Source organism: Fictibacillus sp. 7GRE50 (assembly GCF_015903875.1).
In the GTDB taxonomy this organism is placed as follows: domain Bacteria; phylum Bacillota; class Bacilli; order Bacillales; family Fictibacillaceae; genus Fictibacillus; species Fictibacillus phosphorivorans.
In genome coordinates this window covers 55,053-73,465 of record NZ_JACZDW010000003.1, presented here as the reverse complement: position 1 = coordinate 73,465, position 18,413 = coordinate 55,053, and the positions used below count along the sequence as shown (strand labels likewise).

At 39.9% G+C, this 18,413-nt stretch carries 16 protein-coding genes, 1 other RNA gene and 1 other annotated feature; of the genes, 1 reads left to right on the top strand and 16 read right to left on the bottom strand.

Features of this window, described 5'->3' with window-relative positions:
* Nucleotides 1-20 precede the first annotated feature (20 nt).
* The 13 genes from IHV12_RS11610 to IHV12_RS11550 form a co-directional block, all read right to left on the bottom strand.
* A complete protein-coding gene (locus IHV12_RS11610) occupies nucleotides 21-536 on the bottom strand; it encodes a type 1 glutamine amidotransferase domain-containing protein (protein ID WP_197128004.1) in 516 nt (171 codons plus the stop codon).
* Between the two features lie 83 nt (nucleotides 537-619).
* Nucleotides 620-1,126, bottom strand: coding sequence for a metal-dependent hydrolase (locus tag IHV12_RS11605; RefSeq protein WP_197190980.1), 507 nt, complete (start codon nucleotides 1,124-1,126; stop codon nucleotides 620-622).
* Nucleotides 1,127-1,431: 305 nt separating this feature from the next.
* On the bottom strand, nucleotides 1,432-3,876 hold the full coding sequence (gene parC / locus IHV12_RS11600) for a DNA topoisomerase IV subunit A (protein ID WP_197190979.1): 2,445 nt from the start codon (nucleotides 3,874-3,876) through the stop codon (nucleotides 1,432-1,434).
* A 13-nt stretch (nucleotides 3,877-3,889) separates the two neighbouring features.
* Complete coding sequence (parE, locus tag IHV12_RS11595) at nucleotides 3,890-5,830, bottom strand: DNA topoisomerase IV subunit B (protein WP_197128244.1); 1,941 nt, start codon at nucleotides 5,828-5,830, stop codon at nucleotides 3,890-3,892.
* A 227-nt stretch (nucleotides 5,831-6,057) separates the two neighbouring features.
* Nucleotides 6,058-6,465, bottom strand: a complete 408-nt coding sequence (locus IHV12_RS11590; RefSeq protein WP_197128007.1) for a CoA-binding protein — start codon at nucleotides 6,463-6,465, stop codon at nucleotides 6,058-6,060.
* 185 nt (nucleotides 6,466-6,650) lie between these two features.
* Nucleotides 6,651-8,171, bottom strand: coding sequence for a carboxypeptidase M32 (locus tag IHV12_RS11585; RefSeq protein WP_197191330.1), 1,521 nt, complete (start codon nucleotides 8,169-8,171; stop codon nucleotides 6,651-6,653).
* A 95-nt stretch (nucleotides 8,172-8,266) separates the two neighbouring features.
* Nucleotides 8,267-8,479, bottom strand: a complete 213-nt coding sequence (locus IHV12_RS11580) for a hypothetical protein (protein ID WP_197190978.1) — start codon at nucleotides 8,477-8,479, stop codon at nucleotides 8,267-8,269.
* Nucleotides 8,480-8,868: 389 nt separating this feature from the next.
* The gene (locus IHV12_RS11575; protein WP_197190977.1) at nucleotides 8,869-10,017 is read right to left on the bottom strand and encodes a THUMP domain-containing class I SAM-dependent RNA methyltransferase; all 1,149 of its coding nucleotides are present in this window, start codon (nucleotides 10,015-10,017) and stop codon (nucleotides 8,869-8,871) included.
* Between the two features lie 134 nt (nucleotides 10,018-10,151).
* An RNA gene (rnpB, locus tag IHV12_RS11570) (RNase P RNA component class B) lies at nucleotides 10,152-10,560 on the bottom strand.
* 75 nt (nucleotides 10,561-10,635) lie between these two features.
* Nucleotides 10,636-10,950 (bottom strand): cell division regulator GpsB, encoded by a 315-nt coding sequence (gene gpsB, locus IHV12_RS11565; protein ID WP_197128011.1) that lies wholly within the window; start codon nucleotides 10,948-10,950, stop codon nucleotides 10,636-10,638.
* A gap of 82 nt (nucleotides 10,951-11,032) precedes the next feature.
* Nucleotides 11,033-11,593 (bottom strand): DUF1273 domain-containing protein, encoded by a 561-nt coding sequence (locus tag IHV12_RS11560; protein ID WP_197128012.1) that lies wholly within the window; start codon nucleotides 11,591-11,593, stop codon nucleotides 11,033-11,035.
* A gap of 412 nt (nucleotides 11,594-12,005) precedes the next feature.
* Complete coding sequence (locus tag IHV12_RS11555; protein ID WP_197190976.1) at nucleotides 12,006-13,271, bottom strand: ribonuclease H-like domain-containing protein; 1,266 nt, start codon at nucleotides 13,269-13,271, stop codon at nucleotides 12,006-12,008.
* Complete coding sequence (locus tag IHV12_RS11550) at nucleotides 13,255-15,537, bottom strand: DEAD/DEAH box helicase (protein ID WP_197190975.1); 2,283 nt, start codon at nucleotides 15,535-15,537, stop codon at nucleotides 13,255-13,257. The genes IHV12_RS11555 and IHV12_RS11550 overlap by 17 nt, the downstream gene beginning before the upstream one ends.
* A gap of 372 nt (nucleotides 15,538-15,909) precedes the next feature.
* Between IHV12_RS11550 and IHV12_RS11545 the strand changes: the two genes are divergently transcribed.
* Nucleotides 15,910-16,281 (top strand): cyclic-phosphate processing receiver domain-containing protein, encoded by a 372-nt coding sequence (locus IHV12_RS11545; protein ID WP_197128015.1) that lies wholly within the window; start codon nucleotides 15,910-15,912, stop codon nucleotides 16,279-16,281.
* 33 nt (nucleotides 16,282-16,314) lie between these two features.
* Here the strand turns inward: IHV12_RS11545 and IHV12_RS11540 are convergent, their stop codons facing one another.
* The 3 genes from IHV12_RS11540 to IHV12_RS11530 form a co-directional block, all read right to left on the bottom strand.
* Nucleotides 16,315-17,118, bottom strand: a complete 804-nt coding sequence (locus tag IHV12_RS11540; RefSeq protein ID WP_197190974.1) for a protein phosphatase 2C domain-containing protein — start codon at nucleotides 17,116-17,118, stop codon at nucleotides 16,315-16,317.
* Nucleotides 17,111-17,566 (bottom strand): HIT family protein, encoded by a 456-nt coding sequence (locus IHV12_RS11535; RefSeq protein ID WP_197190973.1) that lies wholly within the window; start codon nucleotides 17,564-17,566, stop codon nucleotides 17,111-17,113. Before IHV12_RS11535 ends, IHV12_RS11540 begins: the two co-directional genes overlap by 8 nt.
* 41 nt (nucleotides 17,567-17,607) lie before the next feature.
* Nucleotides 17,608-17,827, bottom strand: a binding site (T-box leader).
* Between the two features lie 97 nt (nucleotides 17,828-17,924).
* Entirely contained in the window at nucleotides 17,925-18,413 is a 489-nt protein-coding gene (locus IHV12_RS11530) for a dihydrofolate reductase (protein WP_197190972.1), read from the bottom strand.

The window sequence follows — 18,413 nt, the reverse complement described above, 5'->3', positions numbered from 1 at the left end:
ACGGTTCATTTTGTATTAGCTTATTGTTGCAGGGCTTTTAATGACTCTCGAATAAAGGCAGGAATATCATCTGGTTGGCGGCTCGTTACAAGGTTACCTCCACAAACGACAACCTCTTCATCCTTAACTGTTGCTCCAGCGTTTTTTAGATCAACATGAATGGACTTAAATCCGGTAATGCTTCTTCCGTTTAGAACCTCTGCAGAAATCAAGAGCTGCGGACCATGACAGATTGCAAATACAGGCTTCCCTTCATCAGCAAAATGTTTCGTAAACTGAACGAATTCGTCATCACCTCTTAAAATATCAGGCGAAAATCCACCGGGAATGAAAAGCGCATCATAATCATTAGGCGACACTTCTGAAATTGCGGCATTTGTCGTCACTTGAGCTTCCTTTTGTTTTCCTTCAAGTGTTGCCCCTTTTTCTGAGCCTATAACGGTTACCTCATGGCCAGCTTCTCGAAAAGCTTTTGCCGGTTCCGTATATTCTACATCTTCAAACATGTTTGCGAGTACTGTTGCAATTTTAGCCATTACTTAACCACTCCTCATTTTTTGTATACAATTGTTGTATTACCATTGAGGAAGTAAATTAAACCCTTTTTTAAGTTCTAGCTTTAAAACAGGGACACAATATATAGATGAATCATCAAGACAGCGGCTAATAATCCGAGTAATGACGCTATGTTCGTTTCTGTTCTTGAGCCTGTTTTCGTGTAGAAAGGAAAACGAAAGCGAATAGGTAGCGGATAAAGAAGTTGAATACCCCTAGATGTCGCAGCATCTAGAATAAGATGCGAAAGTACTCCTACTACCAAGCCGATGCTTAAACTTTCTTCATAACGCCAATCTATCCATTGTGGCAACAAAAATAATACTAAAATCATCATCCAGCTATGAGTAATCGTACGATGCCCGAATGTCTTAGAAATTGTTTTTGATAAAAAAACGGTTTTCTTCCCTAAATATGATCCTGGATGACAAAGATCTGGAAGCAAGCTGCCAAAAACAGCCGCACCAAAAAAAGTCAGTTCATGCTGCAGAGTCTCTGGAGGCAGATCAGTGAAAGCCTTATAAAAGGCCCCTGCAACAACGCCTCCAAGTAGATGTGTGTTGCTCTTCATGTTATGTATCTCTCATTTCTCTCGTTGTGTCGTTTCCCTTACTGTTTTATCTTCTTCATTTACTAATTATAGAGAGTTCTTATTTACATGATTTTTAATTCTTGACTTCTTTGATAAGTTGATTGGAGTGCAAGGTGCGAGACTCCTATGGGACGAGCGGTCAGGTGGAGACTCCTAAAGGCGCAAAGCGGCAGGAGGCTCACCGTACGCCCCATGGAAAGCGAGTATCCTGGAACGGAAATCAACTACTTTCATGAACTACAAAGAATTAATACATTCAAAAAAGAAGAAAAGAGCAGCAAACGCTACTCTTTTGATTGTTCAGTTGAAACCAATGATTTAATTCGAGTAATCGGCCCTGTTTCTCCGGTATCCACAACAAACGAACCATTGTTATATCGATCAGCTGGTTTGTAATTCAATGTAGAAATTGTCTCAACTTTACCTGAGCTTGTTTCTAGTACAAACTGTACTCCATCTGCTGTAATTAACTTCATACCCACGATTCGATGAGGGTTCGATTTTAACTCCCTCACCATCACAAGACCACGTTTAGCACGCGATGTTCTTTCAAATTCTGAAATCTTCATCTTTTTAAGTGCACCACGCTGTGTAGCAATAACAACTTGTGCCTTCTCAGGGTCTTCTGGTAGTGCAAATCCACTAACCACATGGTCCCCAGCTTTTAAATTTATGCCTTTAACGCCAGACGCTCTTTGTCCAACGATTGAGATCTCATCTTCAGCAAACCATAATCCTAGTCCAAAATGTGTCGCAATGAAAACATCTTGCACTCCGTTTGTTAACGAAACGTCTACGACTTCATCATCTGCTTTTAGCTTAACGGCCATCAGTGGACGGTTATAACGTGTCGCTTTGTAAGACTTGAGTTCTGTTTTCTTCGCCATACCCTGCTTAGTAAAGAAGATTAGATATTGATTCTCTGCAAACTCTTTAATCGGGTATGCTTTAATCAGTTTTTCATCTTTATCTAGGCCAACAAGACTTGCTAAGTGCTGCCCCATGTCTTTCCAGCGGATCTCAGGCATCTCGTACACAGGCAGGTAAACGTAATTTCCTTTGTTCGTGAACATAAGTAGCGTTTCTGTTGTGTTGAGCTGAGACGCCATCAGAAGTGAATCGGTATCCTTCATGCCTGGCGGTTCACCGTTAGAAGCACTGTATGAACGAACACTAGAGCGTTTTACATAGCCGTCTTCTGTAACAGTCACCATGACATCTTCAGACGGAATCATGACTTCCATGTCGATCTTGATCTCTTCAATTTCCGCTTCAATGATTGTTCGGCGTGGATCAGCGTATTTCTTCTGAACCTCGGCCATCTCTTTTTTGATAACGTTAAACAGCTTTTTCTCGCTGTCTAATAGTGAACGAAGATACGTAATTTTTTTCGCTAATTCCTCAGCTTCCGATTGAAGCGTCGTGATATCTGTATTCGTTAAACGATACAACTGTAAAGTAACAATTGCTTCAGCTTGTAGTTCTGTAAACTGAAACTTTTCAATGATGTTGTCTTTTGCATTTCGTTTATCTTTAGAAGCACGGATCGTTTCAATTACTTCGTCTAAAATTGAAATAGCTTTAATTAAACCTTCAACAATATGTGAACGTTCTTCCGCTTTTCTTAGGTCATATCGTGTTCTTCGAGTAACAACTTCTTTTTGATGCTGAATGTAAGAATGAAGAATCGCCTTCAAACCCATCAGCTTCGGTGTCTTATTATGAATCGCTACCATGTTGTAGTTGTAAGAGACTTGAAGATCGGTATTTTTAAAGAAATAGTTTAGAATTCCTTCTGCATTACCGTCCTTACGAAGCTCGATCACGATTCTTAGACCCGTTCGATCCGTCTCATCGCGTATTTCGGCGATACCATCTACTTTTTTATCTAAACGCAACTCATCCATGCGCTTAACGAGATTCGCTTTGTTCACTTCAAAAGGAACTTCAGTAATGACGATCTGCTGACGGCCGCCTTTTAAGCTCTCGATCTCCGTTTTTGCACGAATGACAAAGCGACCTTTTCCTGTTTCAAACGCCTTCTTAATGCCATCTAGACCTTGAACGATTCCGCCGGTTGGGAAATCTGGCCCTTTAATCACCGTCATTAATTCCTCAAGAGAAACATCCGGGTTATCGATCTGCATCGTAACTGCATCGATTACTTCACCAAGGTGATGTGGTGGGATATCTGTCGCATAACCAGCAGAGATCCCTGTTGATCCATTGACTAATAGATTCGGATAACGGCTTGGTAATACGACCGGTTCTTCGGTTGTATCATCAAAGTTTGGTGCGAATTCTACTGTCTCTTTATCAATATCACGGAGTAGCTCAGAAGCGATAGCTGATAGCCTCGCCTCTGTATAACGCATGGCAGCTGCAGGGTCTCCATCGATACTACCGTTGTTACCGTGCATCTGAATAAGCACATTTCTTACTTTCCAGTCTTGACTCATACGGACCATTGCTTCATAAACGGAAGAATCACCATGTGGGTGATAGTTACCGATTACGTTTCCGACCGTTTTTGCTGATTTTCTGTATGGTTTTTCGTTCGTGTTTCCTTCTGCGAACATCGCATATAAAATACGGCGCTGAACGGGCTTCAGGCCGTCTCTTGCATCAGGTAATGCACGCTCCTGAATGATGTATTTACTGTATCTTCCGAAGCGGTCGCCGATTACGTCTTCTAACGGCAGCTCTCTAAATTTCTCAAGCAGTGACAATCTTTAAACCTCCTCAGAATGCTGACAAGTTCTCGTTATCTAGTATGTTCGTTTCTTCGTTTATGCCAAACGCAACGTGTTCTTCGATCCACTTTCGTCGCGGTTCTACTTTATCTCCCATTAAGACAGATACACGTTTTTCAGCACGGGCAGCGTCATCAATTCTTACTCGGATCAACGTACGTGTGTCAGGATCCATCGTAGTTTCCCATAATTGGTCAGCATTCATCTCACCTAGACCTTTATAGCGCTGGATGATATAGCCTTTTCCGATCTTTTTCTGTGCTTCTCTAAGCTCGTCTTCATCCCAAGCGTACTCGATGACTTCTTTCTTACCAGTCCCTTTGCTTACTTTGTAAAGTGGAGGAAGTGCGATGAACACTTTTCCTTCTTCAATAAGCGGCTTCATGTATCGATAGAAAAAAGTGAGTAATAAAACTTGAATGTGTGCACCATCTGTATCTGCATCAGTCATGATTACAATCTTATCGTAGTTCACATCTTTTAAAGTAAAATCCGAGCCCACTCCAGCTCCAATCGCATGAATGATTGTGTTGATTTCTTCGTTCTTGAAGATATCAGCAAGCTTTGCTTTTTCTGTGTTGATTACTTTTCCTCGTAGTGGAAGGATCGCCTGGAATTTACGGTCTCGCCCTTGCTTAGCTGAACCTCCTGCGGAATCACCTTCGACAAGATAAAGTTCATTACGTTCAGGATTCTTTGATGTAGCTGGAGTTAATTTACCGCTTAACATCGAATCCTTACGTTTGTTCTTTTTACCGTTTCGAGCATCCTCACGTGCTTTACGTGCTGCTTCACGTGCTTGTGCGGCTTTAATACTTTTACGGATGAGCATTTCACTAATTGCAGGATTTTCCTCAAGGAAATACGCTAACTTAACCGCTACAACCGCATCCACAGCAGAACGTGCTTCACTTGTTCCTAGTTTACTCTTCGTTTGCCCTTCAAATTGCAAAAATTCTTCGGGAATACGAACGGAAACAACAGCTGTTAAACCTTCACGGATATCAGATCCATCTAAGTTTTTATCTTTTTCTTTTAACATGTTCGTTTTTCGAGCGTATTCATTAATGCTTCGAGTAATAGCCGTTTTCGCACCCGATTCGTGCGTTCCGCCATCTTTTGTTCGAACGTTATTTACGAACGATAATACGTTTTCTGCATAACCATCGTTATATTGAAAAGCAAAATCCACTTCGATCTCATTTTGTATGCCTTCAAAACTAACAACAGTATGAAGAGAGTCTTTATCTTCGTTCAAATATTTTACGAATGCCTCAAGACCTGTATCGAACTGAAATTCGTCTTTTTCTCCGTTACGTGCATCTTCAAGTACAATCTTGATCCCTTTTAACAGGAATGCGGCTTCTCGTAAACGTTCACTTAACGTTTCATAGTTATAGTTGATCGTAGAAAACATGGTCGGGTCTGGTTTAAAGTGTACGGTCGTTCCAGACTTACGCGTATTTCCGATCACTTCAAGAGTTGTTACAGGTTTTCCGCCATTCTCAAAACGTTGGCGATAAGTCTTTCCGTCACGATGGATGGTTACTTCCAACCATTCAGATAGTGCGTTTACAACAGAAGCACCTACACCATGCAATCCTCCAGATGTTTTGTATCCCCCTTGACCAAACTTTCCACCAGCATGAAGAACAGTAAAGATGATTTCTGGTGTTGGTTTTCCGAGCTTATGCATACCCGTTGGCATTCCGCGGCCATCATCTGATACTGACACACTATTATCCTTGTGAATTTTCACATGTATGTAATCACCGAATCCGCCTAATGCTTCGTCAACGGCGTTATCTACAATTTCATATACGAGGTGATGCAATCCTCTAGCATCCGTACTTCCAATATACATACCTGGACGTTTTCGAACGGCTTCTAAACCTTCGAGCACCTGTATGGCATCATCGTTATACTCCATTAATGACTTATTACTAGCCAAGTTGTGTTGCTCCTTTCACGTTGCTGCAGTACTACTATAATAGCAGAACGTTTGTTTCTATACTACTGTTGTCTGTATATTCTCCTCTTATTTCTCGGTATATCGACTGAAAACCTTTAGTGTCGAAAAGAATATTTTTCTAATAAAAAGTGACTTTACAAGATAAGCATGGGAAAACCACCCGTATGATTGCGGGTGGTTCATTACTACCGTATCATAGCATGTTCCACTTTAATGCACTTATCCATAATATAAGGAATCGTCGCACTTTGCAAAATCTCTTCTGCTTCTGCACTATAAAGACCGAGCTGTGCCCAAAAGAAACCAGCTTTTATTTTCGCAGCAGAACGAGCAACTTCAGGCAAATATTCACTGCGTCTAAACACGTTAACAATATCTACATGCCCCTCGATCTCTTCGAGCGTTGCAAACGCCTTTTGCCCTAAAACCTCTCTGACATTAGGATTTACAGGGATAATCTCGTAACCGGCATTCTGCATATATTCTGAAACCATATAAGATGTGCGAAAGGGTTGATCAGATAGACCAACTACAGCAATGCGTTTTCTTAATTTTAACAGGTTTTGGATATCTTGTGTCGTTGCAGCTCCCATCTTTATGTCCTCCTAGTGTCTTTTTATATAGTTTTAGACAAATTATGTAGAAATGAAACCTTTTCATAAAGAAAACTTGGCAGACGCCAAGCTTTTCAAGCCTTAGTTGAACTTATACTAACGTACTAAGTGAAAAAAACCGGCAATCTCGAATCTTGTTATCGAGAACCGCCGGCTATAATTCATTATTTCTCTAAGCGGTAAATATCACTATACTTCTTTTCGAAGTAAGCGATCAGATGATCTGGGTTTAGACCCTCACCTGTTACGTCTTTTAAGATTTCAATCGGCTTCTTCATCTTTCCGTACTGATGCACATTTTTCGTTAACCATTCTTTGATCGGAAGAAGGTTTCCAGACTCCATAAGTGCATCGAAATCAGGAATGTCGTTTATCATCGCATTTTTCAGCTGTGCTGCATAAATGTATCCAAGAGCATAGGACGGGAAGTACCCAAAACTTCCGCCTGACCAGTGTACATCCTGAAGCACTCCTTCCGCATCGTTCTTAGGCGTAACACCGATATATTCTTGCATCTTTTCATTCCAGATGCGCGGAAGGTCTTTTACTTCGATTTCGTCGTTAAACAAGCCTTTTTCGATTTCATAACGAACGATAACATGAAGTGGATATGTCATCTCATCAGCTTCGATACGAATGAGCGAAGGCTCGACAACGTTAATAGAGCGGTAGAAATCTTCAAGCTCTACTCCGTTAAACTGTGCATCCGAAACCGTCTTTAACATATTATATTGATTTTTCCAGAATCCAAAGTGACGACCGACAAAGTTCTCCCAGAACAGAGACTGAGACTCGTGAATGCCCATAGATGTTCCAGTAGCAAGTGGTGTTCCAACGAGTTCATCTGAAATGTTTTGCTCATAAAGTGCGTGTCCACCTTCATGAATGGTTCCGAATACAGCCGTACGGAAGTCGTTTTCCATATACTTCGTTGTTACTCGAACGTCTCCCGGGTTTAATCCGATTGCGAACGGGTGAACCGTTTCATCCAAACGACCAGAATCAAAGTCATAACCCATGTCTTTTAGAACATGCATGCTGAATTCTTTTTGCTTTTCTTTCGGGAAATGTTCGAATAAGAACTTCGTATCTGGCTGTCCTGCTTCTGTAACTTTTTGAAGAAGAGGTACGATTCGATCACGAAGTTTAGAGAACGTCTCATCTAAGATTTCTACTGTAACACCAGGCTCATACATATCTAAGAGTGTGTTATATTTATTCCCTTCATAGCCCCAATAGCCGATGAACTTCTTATTATAATCAACAAGTTTTTCTAAGTATGGCTGGAATAAGGAGAAGTCTGAAGCGTTCTTCGCTTCTTCCCAGACCGTTTCTGCTTTTGATTGTAAAATGACATACTCTTTAAACTCTGCAGGAGGAATCTTGGCATTACGCTCGTAATCTTTTTTTACTTCCTCTAGCGTCTTCTTCGTAACATCAGAAAGAGAGTCTTGTATATCAGACTTAGAAAGTTCTTCGATATAACTCTTCATTTCTTCAGAAGTAGACATCGCAAAAACATCCGAAGATAATGTCCCGATTACTTCAGAACGTTGCTCGACCCCTTTTTTAGGTGCGCCTGTACGAAGGTCCCAATACATGAGGCCGATGGCTTCATTGATGTGTACCATTTTTTTCACATAATCTAAGAATTCTTTTTCAACAGTTACTTTTGTTTGCGTCATTTGCTTTTCCATCCCTTCACGGTTTCATAAAAAACATACCGCTATATGAATTCGTGACGCAATAAAAAAGTCCTGCTGGTCGATTTTATTTTTTTCTAAAAATCTTCTTTAAAAAGTTCTGCATACGTTGCAAAAGAAGGATCAATATTGTTTGCGTGACCAATTGATTGATGTAGGACACTTTGAATTTCGGCTTTATGATGATCTTCCAGGTGTGGTTGTATGTTCTGTAATGCCTTTTGAATGCTATCTAAATGGCTGAATTGTGTGTACATAATATAACCTGCCTTCGTTTTATGGTTAGGCATAGTATGTACGTGTATAAGAGGTCTTTAAACTTTGTTTCTGTAATTGGTGATGATCAATGTAGTAGTGAGTATGTATTGTGTTATTTAATTTCGGTTTTAAATTGCTATTTCCTAATGTTTTTTTAATAAAAATTATTAAATATGTACGGTACGTGAAATTATTATAGTTTTATTGCTATTAAGGTGTATGATTCACATAAAAAAGGCTGACTCGATCAAAAAAGTCAGCCTTCTTTATTGGTTTGGGCGGTAGAATCCAAAAGTTTTGTCCTTGAATCCACAAGTTTTGCTTCTCAATCCACAAATTTTCAATTTTTATCCGCGAGTCTACAATTTTCGACACTCGGGGCTCCCCATAACCATATATGCATGTATTCAAAACACACTCATCAACTCTGGTGCTGTCTAGGTGGACGTTTTCCAAAGTATTGATAATAGTCCGTCTTCAAATCACCGTTGTACAGCTTACGCTTCTTCGTTGCTGAACGGCCATAATATTCTTCAAACTTTTCGTTCGAAGTAATCACATACACACTCCATGTATCATACGGTTTCATCGCCATGCCTAGGTCGCGATACATTTGTGCTACTTCTTCTCTCTCACCTAGTCGCTCACCGTAAGGCGGGTTCGTCACAAGACAACCGAAATCTTTTCTAGTCGTGAAATCGCGAACTTGCATCTGTTTAAACGTGATAAAATCATCGAATCCAGCTTCGATAGCATTATTCTTAGATAGTTCGATCATCTTATGATCAATATCAGAACCTTGAATCTCAAGAGGTAGATCATATTTTGCAACATCTTGAGCCTCACCAACTGCCTCATACCAAACCTTTTTATCGATCCAGTTCCATTTTTCTGAAGCGAACTCGCGATTTAAACCAGGCGCGATGTTTTGGCCGATCATCGCTGCTTCTATCGGCAATGTGCCTGAACCACAAAATGGATCAGCGAAAGGCTTGTCTGGCGTCCAATTTGTTAGCATAATAAGGGCTGCAGCCATCGTTTCTTTAATCGGCGCACCTGAATGCAACTCACGGTATCCACGCTTGTGTAGACCTGTACCACTCGTATCAAGAGTTAATGTCGCGATATCCTTATGAATCGCCACCTCGATTCGATACAATGCTCCGTCCTCAGGGAACCATGTTTTACGGTTATACGCCGTTTTCAAGTTATCCACTACTGCTTTCTTTACGATTGCTTGGCAGTCGGATACAGAAAATAGCTTTGATTTTACGGACCGGCCGATTACGGGGAACTCCCCGTCTTCAGGAATAAAATCAGCCCAAGGAAGTGCCTTCGTTTGCTCAAAAAGTTCATCAAACGTCTCTGCTTTAAACTCACCAACCACTAATTTTACGCGATCTGCCGTTCTTAACCATAAGTTAGCTTTTACTAAAGTTTTCTCATCACCATCAAAATAAACTTTCCCGTTTTCAACTTTCACATTTTCAAAACCTAGCGCGCGAACTTCATTGGCTACAAGAGCCTCTAATCCCATAGCTGCTGTTGCCAGCAGTCTTAATTGTGTCATAATATGAACTCCTTAATCTTCATCGATTTCTATAGTAATAAGTATACCCTTATTTGAGGACACTTTTTTATGTAAATAGAAAAAGCCCCGGTAAACGGGGCCCTCATTCAGCTTTAATTTAGGTACCAATAACGTTCTGTAAGCCATGTTCTGTTCCTTAGTACTACAAACGGCTGGTAGCCTCGTACACCGGTGGTAATCATCTATCTACAAAAAGCCTTGGCTTCTTGTTCTCCCAATCGTTCAATTCCGAAATGGGAAACTCCCCTACCATAATTTGGGTTTCTCGCTCGTGGGGTTTACCTCGTTCCACTCCCTTTGTTTCCATCGGGACTACGTCACTGTGGCACTTTCAAGGTATTAACACCATATCCGAAGACTTAGGTGCGTTCCCTGCCGTTAGTCCAGTAAGCTTTATACAAGCAAACCAATCTACCCTGGCTTATTTTTTGGCCAGGCACGATCATTACGGTCATCTCAGATCCGTGCGAGCATGGACTTTCCTCTAAACCAGAAAATCTGATCCAGCGATTACCCGAACGCTATTGATTTAAGTTTTAAAAGCAAGATTCATTATAGCATGCTGAATGGATAAAAACAAATGGATAATAACTGGAATCAATCGTACAATTTGCTGCCAAAAACATGTTTTTCCAAGTTAGACAAACGCTGAAGAATATCGGAGTTCGTCGTGCTTGAAGTTACTGAAGACATTCTGCGTGTTTGCTGATGATCAGTAGTATTTTGAGCTTCTTTACGCAGTCGATTGTTTTCTTGCACAACTGCATCATACTCTTTTTGGAAATTTTCATAATCCTTAATAATAAGATCTAAGAATTTGTCTACTTCGTCTTGATCATAGCCACGAAAGCCTTGTTTAAAGTCTTTTTCCAAAATTTCTTTCGCCGTTAAATGAAAACGCTGTTCACTCATGTGAATCACCTCACACAAAGATTCTAAAATTATTTTTTCACTACCTGACCTAAATGTCAATTTTTTTCGACTTTAGATTCATTTATTCATTACGATTGTATTGTTCCTCTTGTACAAGAACATCCAAGTCATAAGGAGTAATATAAAATATTTCGTACGAATTGTCCATTTCCTGCTTTTGTTTAGCTGCCTGTAAATAATACTTCGGCGAACCGTCTTTTTCTTCGTCGTATAAAAGCAACACGGCATCGCTTTTTTGCACAAGAAATTGATTTTTAACACGAAGCTGCCCTGGCGACTCGTATGGCTTTCGGCTGACTGAATCAACAAAATCGGCACCAGCTAAAATTTCATGATATTTTTCTTGAACGTTTTCTTTCCAACGAGCTTCTTGCTCTAAGAACGGTGTAAGAACTGCAAGTTTTAGATCGGGGTATTCTGCTTGAAGATCAAACACCACTTCTGCAGCCCACATTTCAACACCAGGCTGCCCACTGATGATCACCCATTCAAGTCCTTCATCAAGTAGCGAGACTAACTTTTGTCCAATCGCTTTCTTTATATAGTATACCCCTTCATGTTTGTCACTAAAAATCCCCAGTTCATGAGCTTTGTAGCCACTGACAAGCAGTGTTTGAAGCATGTGAAAATACCTCCTATTAATGAAAAACACCCGGCTCTGTCTATAGCCGGGGCTTCATTAAAAGTTTTGTGTTGTGTGACTGATTTGATTGCCAATCATTACTGTTAACCCGACGATTACAAAAAATAGAACAACAATCCACTGCTTCACGTACCATCTCTCCATAGCTTAAAATATATATTTCCCTATCCCTATTCCGGGTTATTTTGCGAAAACAATCGAATCGTCAGGAAATATGACGAAAACCTAGCAGAAATATAAGGTTTTATGACGTTTTTTGCGCTTACCCGGGGAATAAAAAAAAGGGGGAATTTATTTTCTTAAGAACATTTTCATGTCCTCTTATATTCTACAAAAAACAATGCCGTTTGAGAAGAGATATTTTGCAGGAATTCATAAATTTGACGAATTTTTACGAATATTGGATGACGCGTTGTTCTAATCGTTCGATTCTTTTCAAAAAACGCTGTTTTTCCTGTTCTTCTTTCCTCTTTGTTAACCTTTTTTTGCCCTTCCACCTTGAATAGGCCATAACAGCAAAATGAAGAGCTTTATCGTAATCTTTTTGTATGTGCTCAAAATACTTAGAAAGTTCAACAGCTGGTTCTTCATCTAAATGATCTTCTTCAAGCAATTCCAACCAATACTGGACAGAGATTTCTATCTCATTACACTTTTTGTTTAGAGCAGCTAATGATTTTTTTGATTGAGATGTATGTGAATTTCCCGTTTCCAGAACCTCGTTATAAAGAGACATCGCTTGTTCTTGTTCGTTTAAAGCTTCAAACCATCTCGCAGATTCATACGTTTCTTTTTCGGTACGAACACCATTACCTGTCACAACCCCAGACATATGAGTATATAGCGTGATGAGCGAAAGAACATCCCACTCGTTGTGCTGAAAAACTCCTTCAAGGAGCGAAGGATCTCCTTCATTGCAATATTGAAAATAGAGCATTGGCGCAAGATAACCAGGCGTATCATGAATCCGATTCACGCCAAGTATCTCTTTCTCCACTACAGAAAGCTTAACCGCAGGTAACGTATCTTTCCAAAGCCTCCTAGCGCCATGAAGAAGATCAAAGTGACCAAACTCTGGCAATGAAGGTACAAAATCACGAATTAAAGTATGCCGCGTTTTCACTTGTGGCCAATCAAAGGATTTTCCGTTATACGTTACTAGATTCCTCAGTTCTTTCACATGATTTAAGAAGTAATGATAAAGAGCAACTTCAGATCCTGGTCCTGGTAGGAAGAACTGGTGCACTAAAACGTGATCTCCCTTGATCTGACTCATACCGAGCATAAAGATCGTATTCCCAGCTCCACCACTTAAACCAGTTGTTTCTGTATCAAAGAACAAAAGGTCAGAGGCTTCTAAATCCCTTGCATGTAAAGGGTGCTCAGCATCAATATCCTGCCATTTCGACACAGCGTCCAAAACGTCAGAAAACCGATAACGCCCCCACTTTGTGTCAAGAGGATATTCTACTTTTCGGATGATGCAATAATCCTCTTCGAAAAAATAAGCTGACGCCCCAAATTTCTCCCAATAATCCGCATGATCAATCCTGTTACCTGATGAATCCTCAAGTGGTTGCTTGCTCTGTACAGGAGGCGTTGAAACCGGATTTACCATATGTTTTTTTAGTCGATTTAGTTTACTTTGAATCGACATGCTCTGTCGCTCCTTTAATTTGAGAAATCAGCTTTACAGCTAGATTCTTGCTGTTGTTTCCTTCTTCTAATGTACCCGTGCAAGACGGACAGCCACTTTCGCAAGGACATCGTTGGATCATAGAGAGCGCTTGGTCAAGAACAGTATCCCAAGAGCCATACACTTTTTCACTCAGACCTATTCCTCCTGGGTATCGATCGTAAATAAAGATTGTAGGTTGTTGATTATGTACCGCTTTAACTTGCGGTACAACATGAAGATCATTTGCATCACACATAACAAATAATGGAGCGACATGTCGCAGTACGTGTGCGATTCCAAGGAGGCCCGCTTCGAGTTTCTCTTCACTTAAATCGTTATTTTTAAACGTTAGCCAAGTGGCAGAAGTGTGCAACTCTTCTTCCGGTAGATGAATCGGTCCTGACCCAATATTGTCATGTGTTTCAAATTTAATCTTTTTAAAGATAGTTGCCTTTGCGACTACCATAACATCACCGTAGGCTTTTGCATTTTGCTCATCTGTCATTTCTTTGTCTACTTCTAGTACATTTAGCGATACAGCAAGGTTTGCATCTGTAAAGTAATCAACATCCACTTCCCGAACGAAGGCTTTCTTTTCTTCGTAATCGAGCTTCTCAACCTGATATTGTGTACCTTGATGAAGGTAGATCGCTTCTTCGTGAAGAAGTGTCATCGAACTAAAACGATCCATCTCGCCAATCACTTTCACGTCAGCGACATTACTTTGATCGATGATCACAACGTTTTCCTGTGATGCAGAGCGAAGTGAAATGTTATGAGCAGGAAAGGAATCATTCATCCAGTAAAAATGCTTTCCTCTTTTATGGAGCACTTGCTCATCAACTAAAAATTCTAAAACATCCTGTATCTCTTGATCACCAAATTTCTCATTCTCTTGAAACGGAAGTTCATACGATGCGCATTTTAGATGATCCACTAAAATAATGAGATTATCAGGATTCATACGAGCAGACTCTGGTGATCGTTCAAAAAAGTAATCTGGATGCTGTATCACATATTGATCGAGTGGTGAGGAAGAAGCAACCATGATTACAACGCTCTCATCCTGACGTCGCCCCGCACGTCCAGCTTGTTGCCACGCACTAGCGATCGATCCCGGATAACCTGTCAAAATACAAGCGTGAAGCTGACCTATATCTACGCCTAGTTCTAATGCATTTGTTGAAACGACTCCCATGATGTCTCCGTTACGAAGTCCTTTTTCAATGGCGCGTCGCTGTTTAGGAAGATATCCCCCTCTATAACCTTGTATGGACTTTGTACCAAACTCTTTTTTTACAAGTTCTTGCAAGTAAGTAAGCAATATTTCCACTCGTACACGACTGCGTGCGAAAACGATCGTTTGAATATGGTTTTCTAAAAATAGCTTCGCTAGATTTCTAGCTTCAAGTGTGGCGCTTCGCCTTACGTTTAACGGTTTATTCACAACGGGCGGATTATAAAAGAGAAAATGCTTACGACCGGCTGGTGCTCCGTTGTTGTTGATCAGAGTCATCGGGTTTCCAGTAAGTTGCTCTGCCAACTCTTTTGGATTCGCAATAGTTGCAGATGTGCAGATAAAAATGGGGTCACTGCCATAAAAGTCACAGATCCTTTTCAGTCGACGTATCACATTTGCGACATGACTTCCGAAAACGCCTCGATATGTATGTAACTCATCTACCACTACATATTTCAGATTTTCAAAAAGCGATACCCATTTTGTGTGATGAGGAAGAACAGCAGCATGAAGCATATCGGGATTCGTCATAACAATGTTTCCAGCTTTTCTGACCACTTGTCGAATATTTGCTGGAGTATCCCCATCATACGTATAACTTTTTATATCCAAACCCATCTCATCAATCAGTTCGTTCATCTCTGACTTCTGATCTTGTGCCAGAGCTTTTGTTGGAAAAAGATACAAAGCTCTTGCCTCGGGATTATTTGCGACCTCCTGTAAAACAGGAAGGTTATAGCAGAGCGTTTTTCCAGACGCGGTAGGTGTAACAGCTACAAAGCTTTCACCACGTAAAGCAGCTTCATAGGCAGATAATTGGTGAATATATAAGGAAGAAATCCCTCTTTTAGAAAGAGCAGATTGAATAGTTGGATGCAAAGAGTCAGGAAGTGGCACTGAAACCGCCTCTCGTGGCTCGATAGTTTTCCATTGAACAATTTGTTTAGCTAGTTCTGGCTCTCGTAAAACGTCCATAACTTGCTGGATTGATTTTTTTCGAAACATGTTTACCACCTCACTTCTATTTTAACGAATATCTGTTCGTAATGAAACAGAGACTTAAAGGGAATGTTCAAGTCTTAATTGAGGCATTTCAACAATTTTGTATAATTTCAAATTTTATTTGTTAATTTTTGATAAAAAATAGACGTTTCTTGAAGGAAAATAGAAATTGATGAAGAATTTAATACTTTAATATTTCATAAGCATAAATATTTAAATAACGTTTATTGTAACGTAGTAAAGAATTAGTTTAGATTTCATAATCCCCCATGTAAAACTTGCTTTGGAATAATGTGTTATAATTAATATATTAAAATAACTTAGGGCCTTTGACTTTTCTTAGTCACCCTCCGTTAAGGAAGGGAGTGCAAGAAAATGAAAAAGATTAGTGTTTTTATGGATGATTATCGGAGCCCGCCTGAAGGATATGTCTTCGTTGAAACAATAGATGAATGTTTGGATCTTCTGAGGAACCATGATATTGAACACTTATCATTGGATCATGATTTACTGAGCAGAACGAGAAACGGCATGATGCTTGTACAAATGATGGTTAATGAAAAGTTATTTGCAAACCGAATAACCATACATTCTGCCAACTCTGTTGGAGGCAAGAACATGTACAACTGCCTTAAACAAGCTCAAAAAGACTCAATCATGCCCCACACCATTATCGTTTCCTTACGCCCACTCCCACTAAAATATATCCCGCCACGCGTGCTTCAGCATTATATTGATATCAAATAATAAATCCCAATACTAGAATAGGAGGAAACAGCTTTACAGATCACTTGGCAAACTAGCTGTTTCCTCTATATCAACAGACCATGCAATGATGGTCGTGCTATCTCTTACATTATTTCTTCTTATTTCATCTAATAGGAATCGAACGCCTTCTTCCATACCGTTATGGCTCAATGCTTTTTGTATCTCTCCAGCATCTTCAAACGCAACACCCGGACATTCAGTCAGCCCATCCGTCGTCATGAAAATATGATTAAGTCCCTTTCTCATTTCTTTTTTACCTGAGCTATAACAAGGTACTGGAAGTTCAAATGTGTTTACTTCACCGACCCACTCATAAAAACTACGCTGAACAAGCTGTCTTTCACCTAGTGCAATCAGCTCAGGATGGAAAAGATGAAGAATACAATCGCCAATTGAGAACCACCACAAATATTTTCCTTTTCGAACAACGATCAGACATGCCGTTTCGCCTGTTGTTTTTCGACAAGAATCCATAAAATCAGGATCTTGAAAGATATTAAGTATAAGATAATCTAGCTTTTTAAGAGCTGCACTTGCAGATTCAGAGAGAACAGACTTAATTTCATTCTCATTCTTTTCAAAGTGATTTAGAACCAATTCAACACTTTGTGCTGTTTTATGACCATCAAGTACCATTGTAAACTCCCAGTTTTCTGCTTCGTTCGCCCACACTAAGCATCCATCTTCATTTTTATATGAACCTGCTTTAGAATTACCTCCGAACCTGCCCAAGGTTACGTTTTGTACTTCTGTTATATCTAATTCATCTATAAATGTTTTATCGCTTCCAACCCACTTCATATTAGGACTATTCATCACTATTCTCCTCCAAATAATTTCTCACTCGTTCGCAAACTTTTACTACATCTTCATTCATTCCAAACGGAGCATCTGCCCAACTATAGACTTCATTCGGTCCCCAGTACTCTTCCGGTGTATTTGGATATCGTGGAACGATGTGCATATGAAGATGTGCAACAGAATTACCTGATACGAGTGCATAAATGTGCTCAGCATTTTCTGTCTCTTTCACTGCTTTGCTCACTCGAGCCATGATCTGGCCGAATGCATTGGCTTCTTCAATCGTCAGATCACCAAGACCTGGTGCGTGTCGTTTCAGATCGATCATGATATGCCCTAGGTAAGAAGGGCGAACACCTTTATCGATATGGCCCACATAAACATAATCATCTTCAAATATTTTTACACCAACTGTATCAATAGTGCCTCTATGTTTGTCGCAAATAAAACAATCCTTACTCATTGCTATCTCCCCCTTAATACAAAAAAATCCTATCATCTCGATAAAGAGACGATAGGATTTTCCTAACGTGGTACCACTCTTCTTTGTTTGCAAAGAATCCATGCAAACCTCAGAACCTAATTACGGAGGTTAACCGTACAGACTTCATTTTAGTCTGTCCACTCCTAGGCGAGTTCAGGATATATGTTGACTGCATTGCACCCAATCAGCAGCTCTCTAAACAACAAATAGATCCTTACTACTCCTAATCATCACGTTTAAACGATGGAAAACTTTTACTAATGATAAGATGATTAGAAATTTCTGTCAAGTCTGTTTTTTCTGATTTTATGTAAGCTGTTAGTGATGAATTGAATTTTCACAATTCCCTAATGTATTGATGAAAATAATAGATGTACGGATTATCTTTGTCCTGGATCCCTTTGACTCTAGAAACCTCTTTCCAATCTCTTTCGTTGAAATCTGGAAAGAAAGTATCTCCTTCAAAGGCATGGTGTATTTTTGTAAGGTACATTTTAGTTACCATCGGCATAAACTGCCTATAGATTTCCTCTCCACCAAAAATTATGACTTCTTCATCGCAGTCACAAGTTTTCAACACCTCGTCAATAGAATGGACAACGATACAATCTTGAGGTGAGAAATCTTTTTTTCTCGTAAGTACAATGTTCTTCCTTCCAGGCAACGCTTTACCAATAGATTCAAAGTTTTTCCTACCTAGAACGATGGTTTTTCCCATCGTAATCTTTTGTACGTACTTCCAATCTTTTGGCAACCTCCAAGGTAAATCATTGTCTTTGCCTATCACTCTATTTTCGTCCATAGCAGCTATTATTGAAAAGTTCAT

Excerpts from the sequence above, each read along its gene's own strand:
- IHV12_RS11560 (WP_197128012.1), bottom strand. The coding sequence starts at position 11,593 with ATGCTTCAAACACTGCTTGTCAGTGGCTACAAAGCTCATGAACTGGGG.
- IHV12_RS11550 (WP_197190975.1), bottom strand. The coding sequence starts at position 15,537 with ATGTTTCGAAAAAAATCAATCCAGCAAGTTATGGACGTTTTACGAGAG.
- IHV12_RS11585 (WP_197191330.1), bottom strand. The coding sequence starts at position 8,171 with ATGACGCAAACAAAAGTAACTGTTGAAAAAGAATTCTTAGATTATGTG.
- IHV12_RS11610 (WP_197128004.1), bottom strand. The coding sequence starts at position 536 with ATGGCTAAAATTGCAACAGTACTCGCAAACATGTTTGAAGATGTAGAA.
- IHV12_RS11555 (WP_197190976.1), bottom strand. The coding sequence starts at position 13,271 with ATGTCGATTCAAAGTAAACTAAATCGACTAAAAAAACATATGGTAAAT.
- IHV12_RS11580 (WP_197190978.1), bottom strand. The coding sequence starts at position 8,479 with ATGCCTAACCATAAAACGAAGGCAGGTTATATTATGTACACACAATTC.
- IHV12_RS11540 (WP_197190974.1), bottom strand. The coding sequence starts at position 17,118 with ATGAATAGTCCTAATATGAAGTGGGTTGGAAGCGATAAAACATTTATA.
- IHV12_RS11575 (WP_197190977.1), bottom strand. The coding sequence starts at position 10,017 with ATGACACAATTAAGACTGCTGGCAACAGCAGCTATGGGATTAGAGGCT.
- IHV12_RS11605 (WP_197190980.1), bottom strand. The coding sequence starts at position 1,126 with ATGAAGAGCAACACACATCTACTTGGAGGCGTTGTTGCAGGGGCCTTT.
- IHV12_RS11590 (WP_197128007.1), bottom strand. The coding sequence starts at position 6,465 with ATGGGAGCTGCAACGACACAAGATATCCAAAACCTGTTAAAATTAAGA.
- parE (WP_197128244.1), bottom strand. The coding sequence starts at position 5,830 with ATGGAGTATAACGATGATGCCATACAGGTGCTCGAAGGTTTAGAAGCC.
- gpsB (WP_197128011.1), bottom strand. The coding sequence starts at position 10,950 with ATGAGTGAACAGCGTTTTCATTTAACGGCGAAAGAAATTTTGGAAAAA.
- IHV12_RS11545 (WP_197128015.1), top strand. The coding sequence starts at position 15,910 with ATGAAAAAGATTAGTGTTTTTATGGATGATTATCGGAGCCCGCCTGAA.
- IHV12_RS11530 (WP_197190972.1), bottom strand. The coding sequence starts at position 18,413 with ATGAACTTTTCAATAATAGCTGCTATGGACGAAAATAGAGTGATAGGC.
- IHV12_RS11535 (WP_197190973.1), bottom strand. The coding sequence starts at position 17,566 with ATGAGTAAGGATTGTTTTATTTGCGACAAACATAGAGGCACTATTGAT.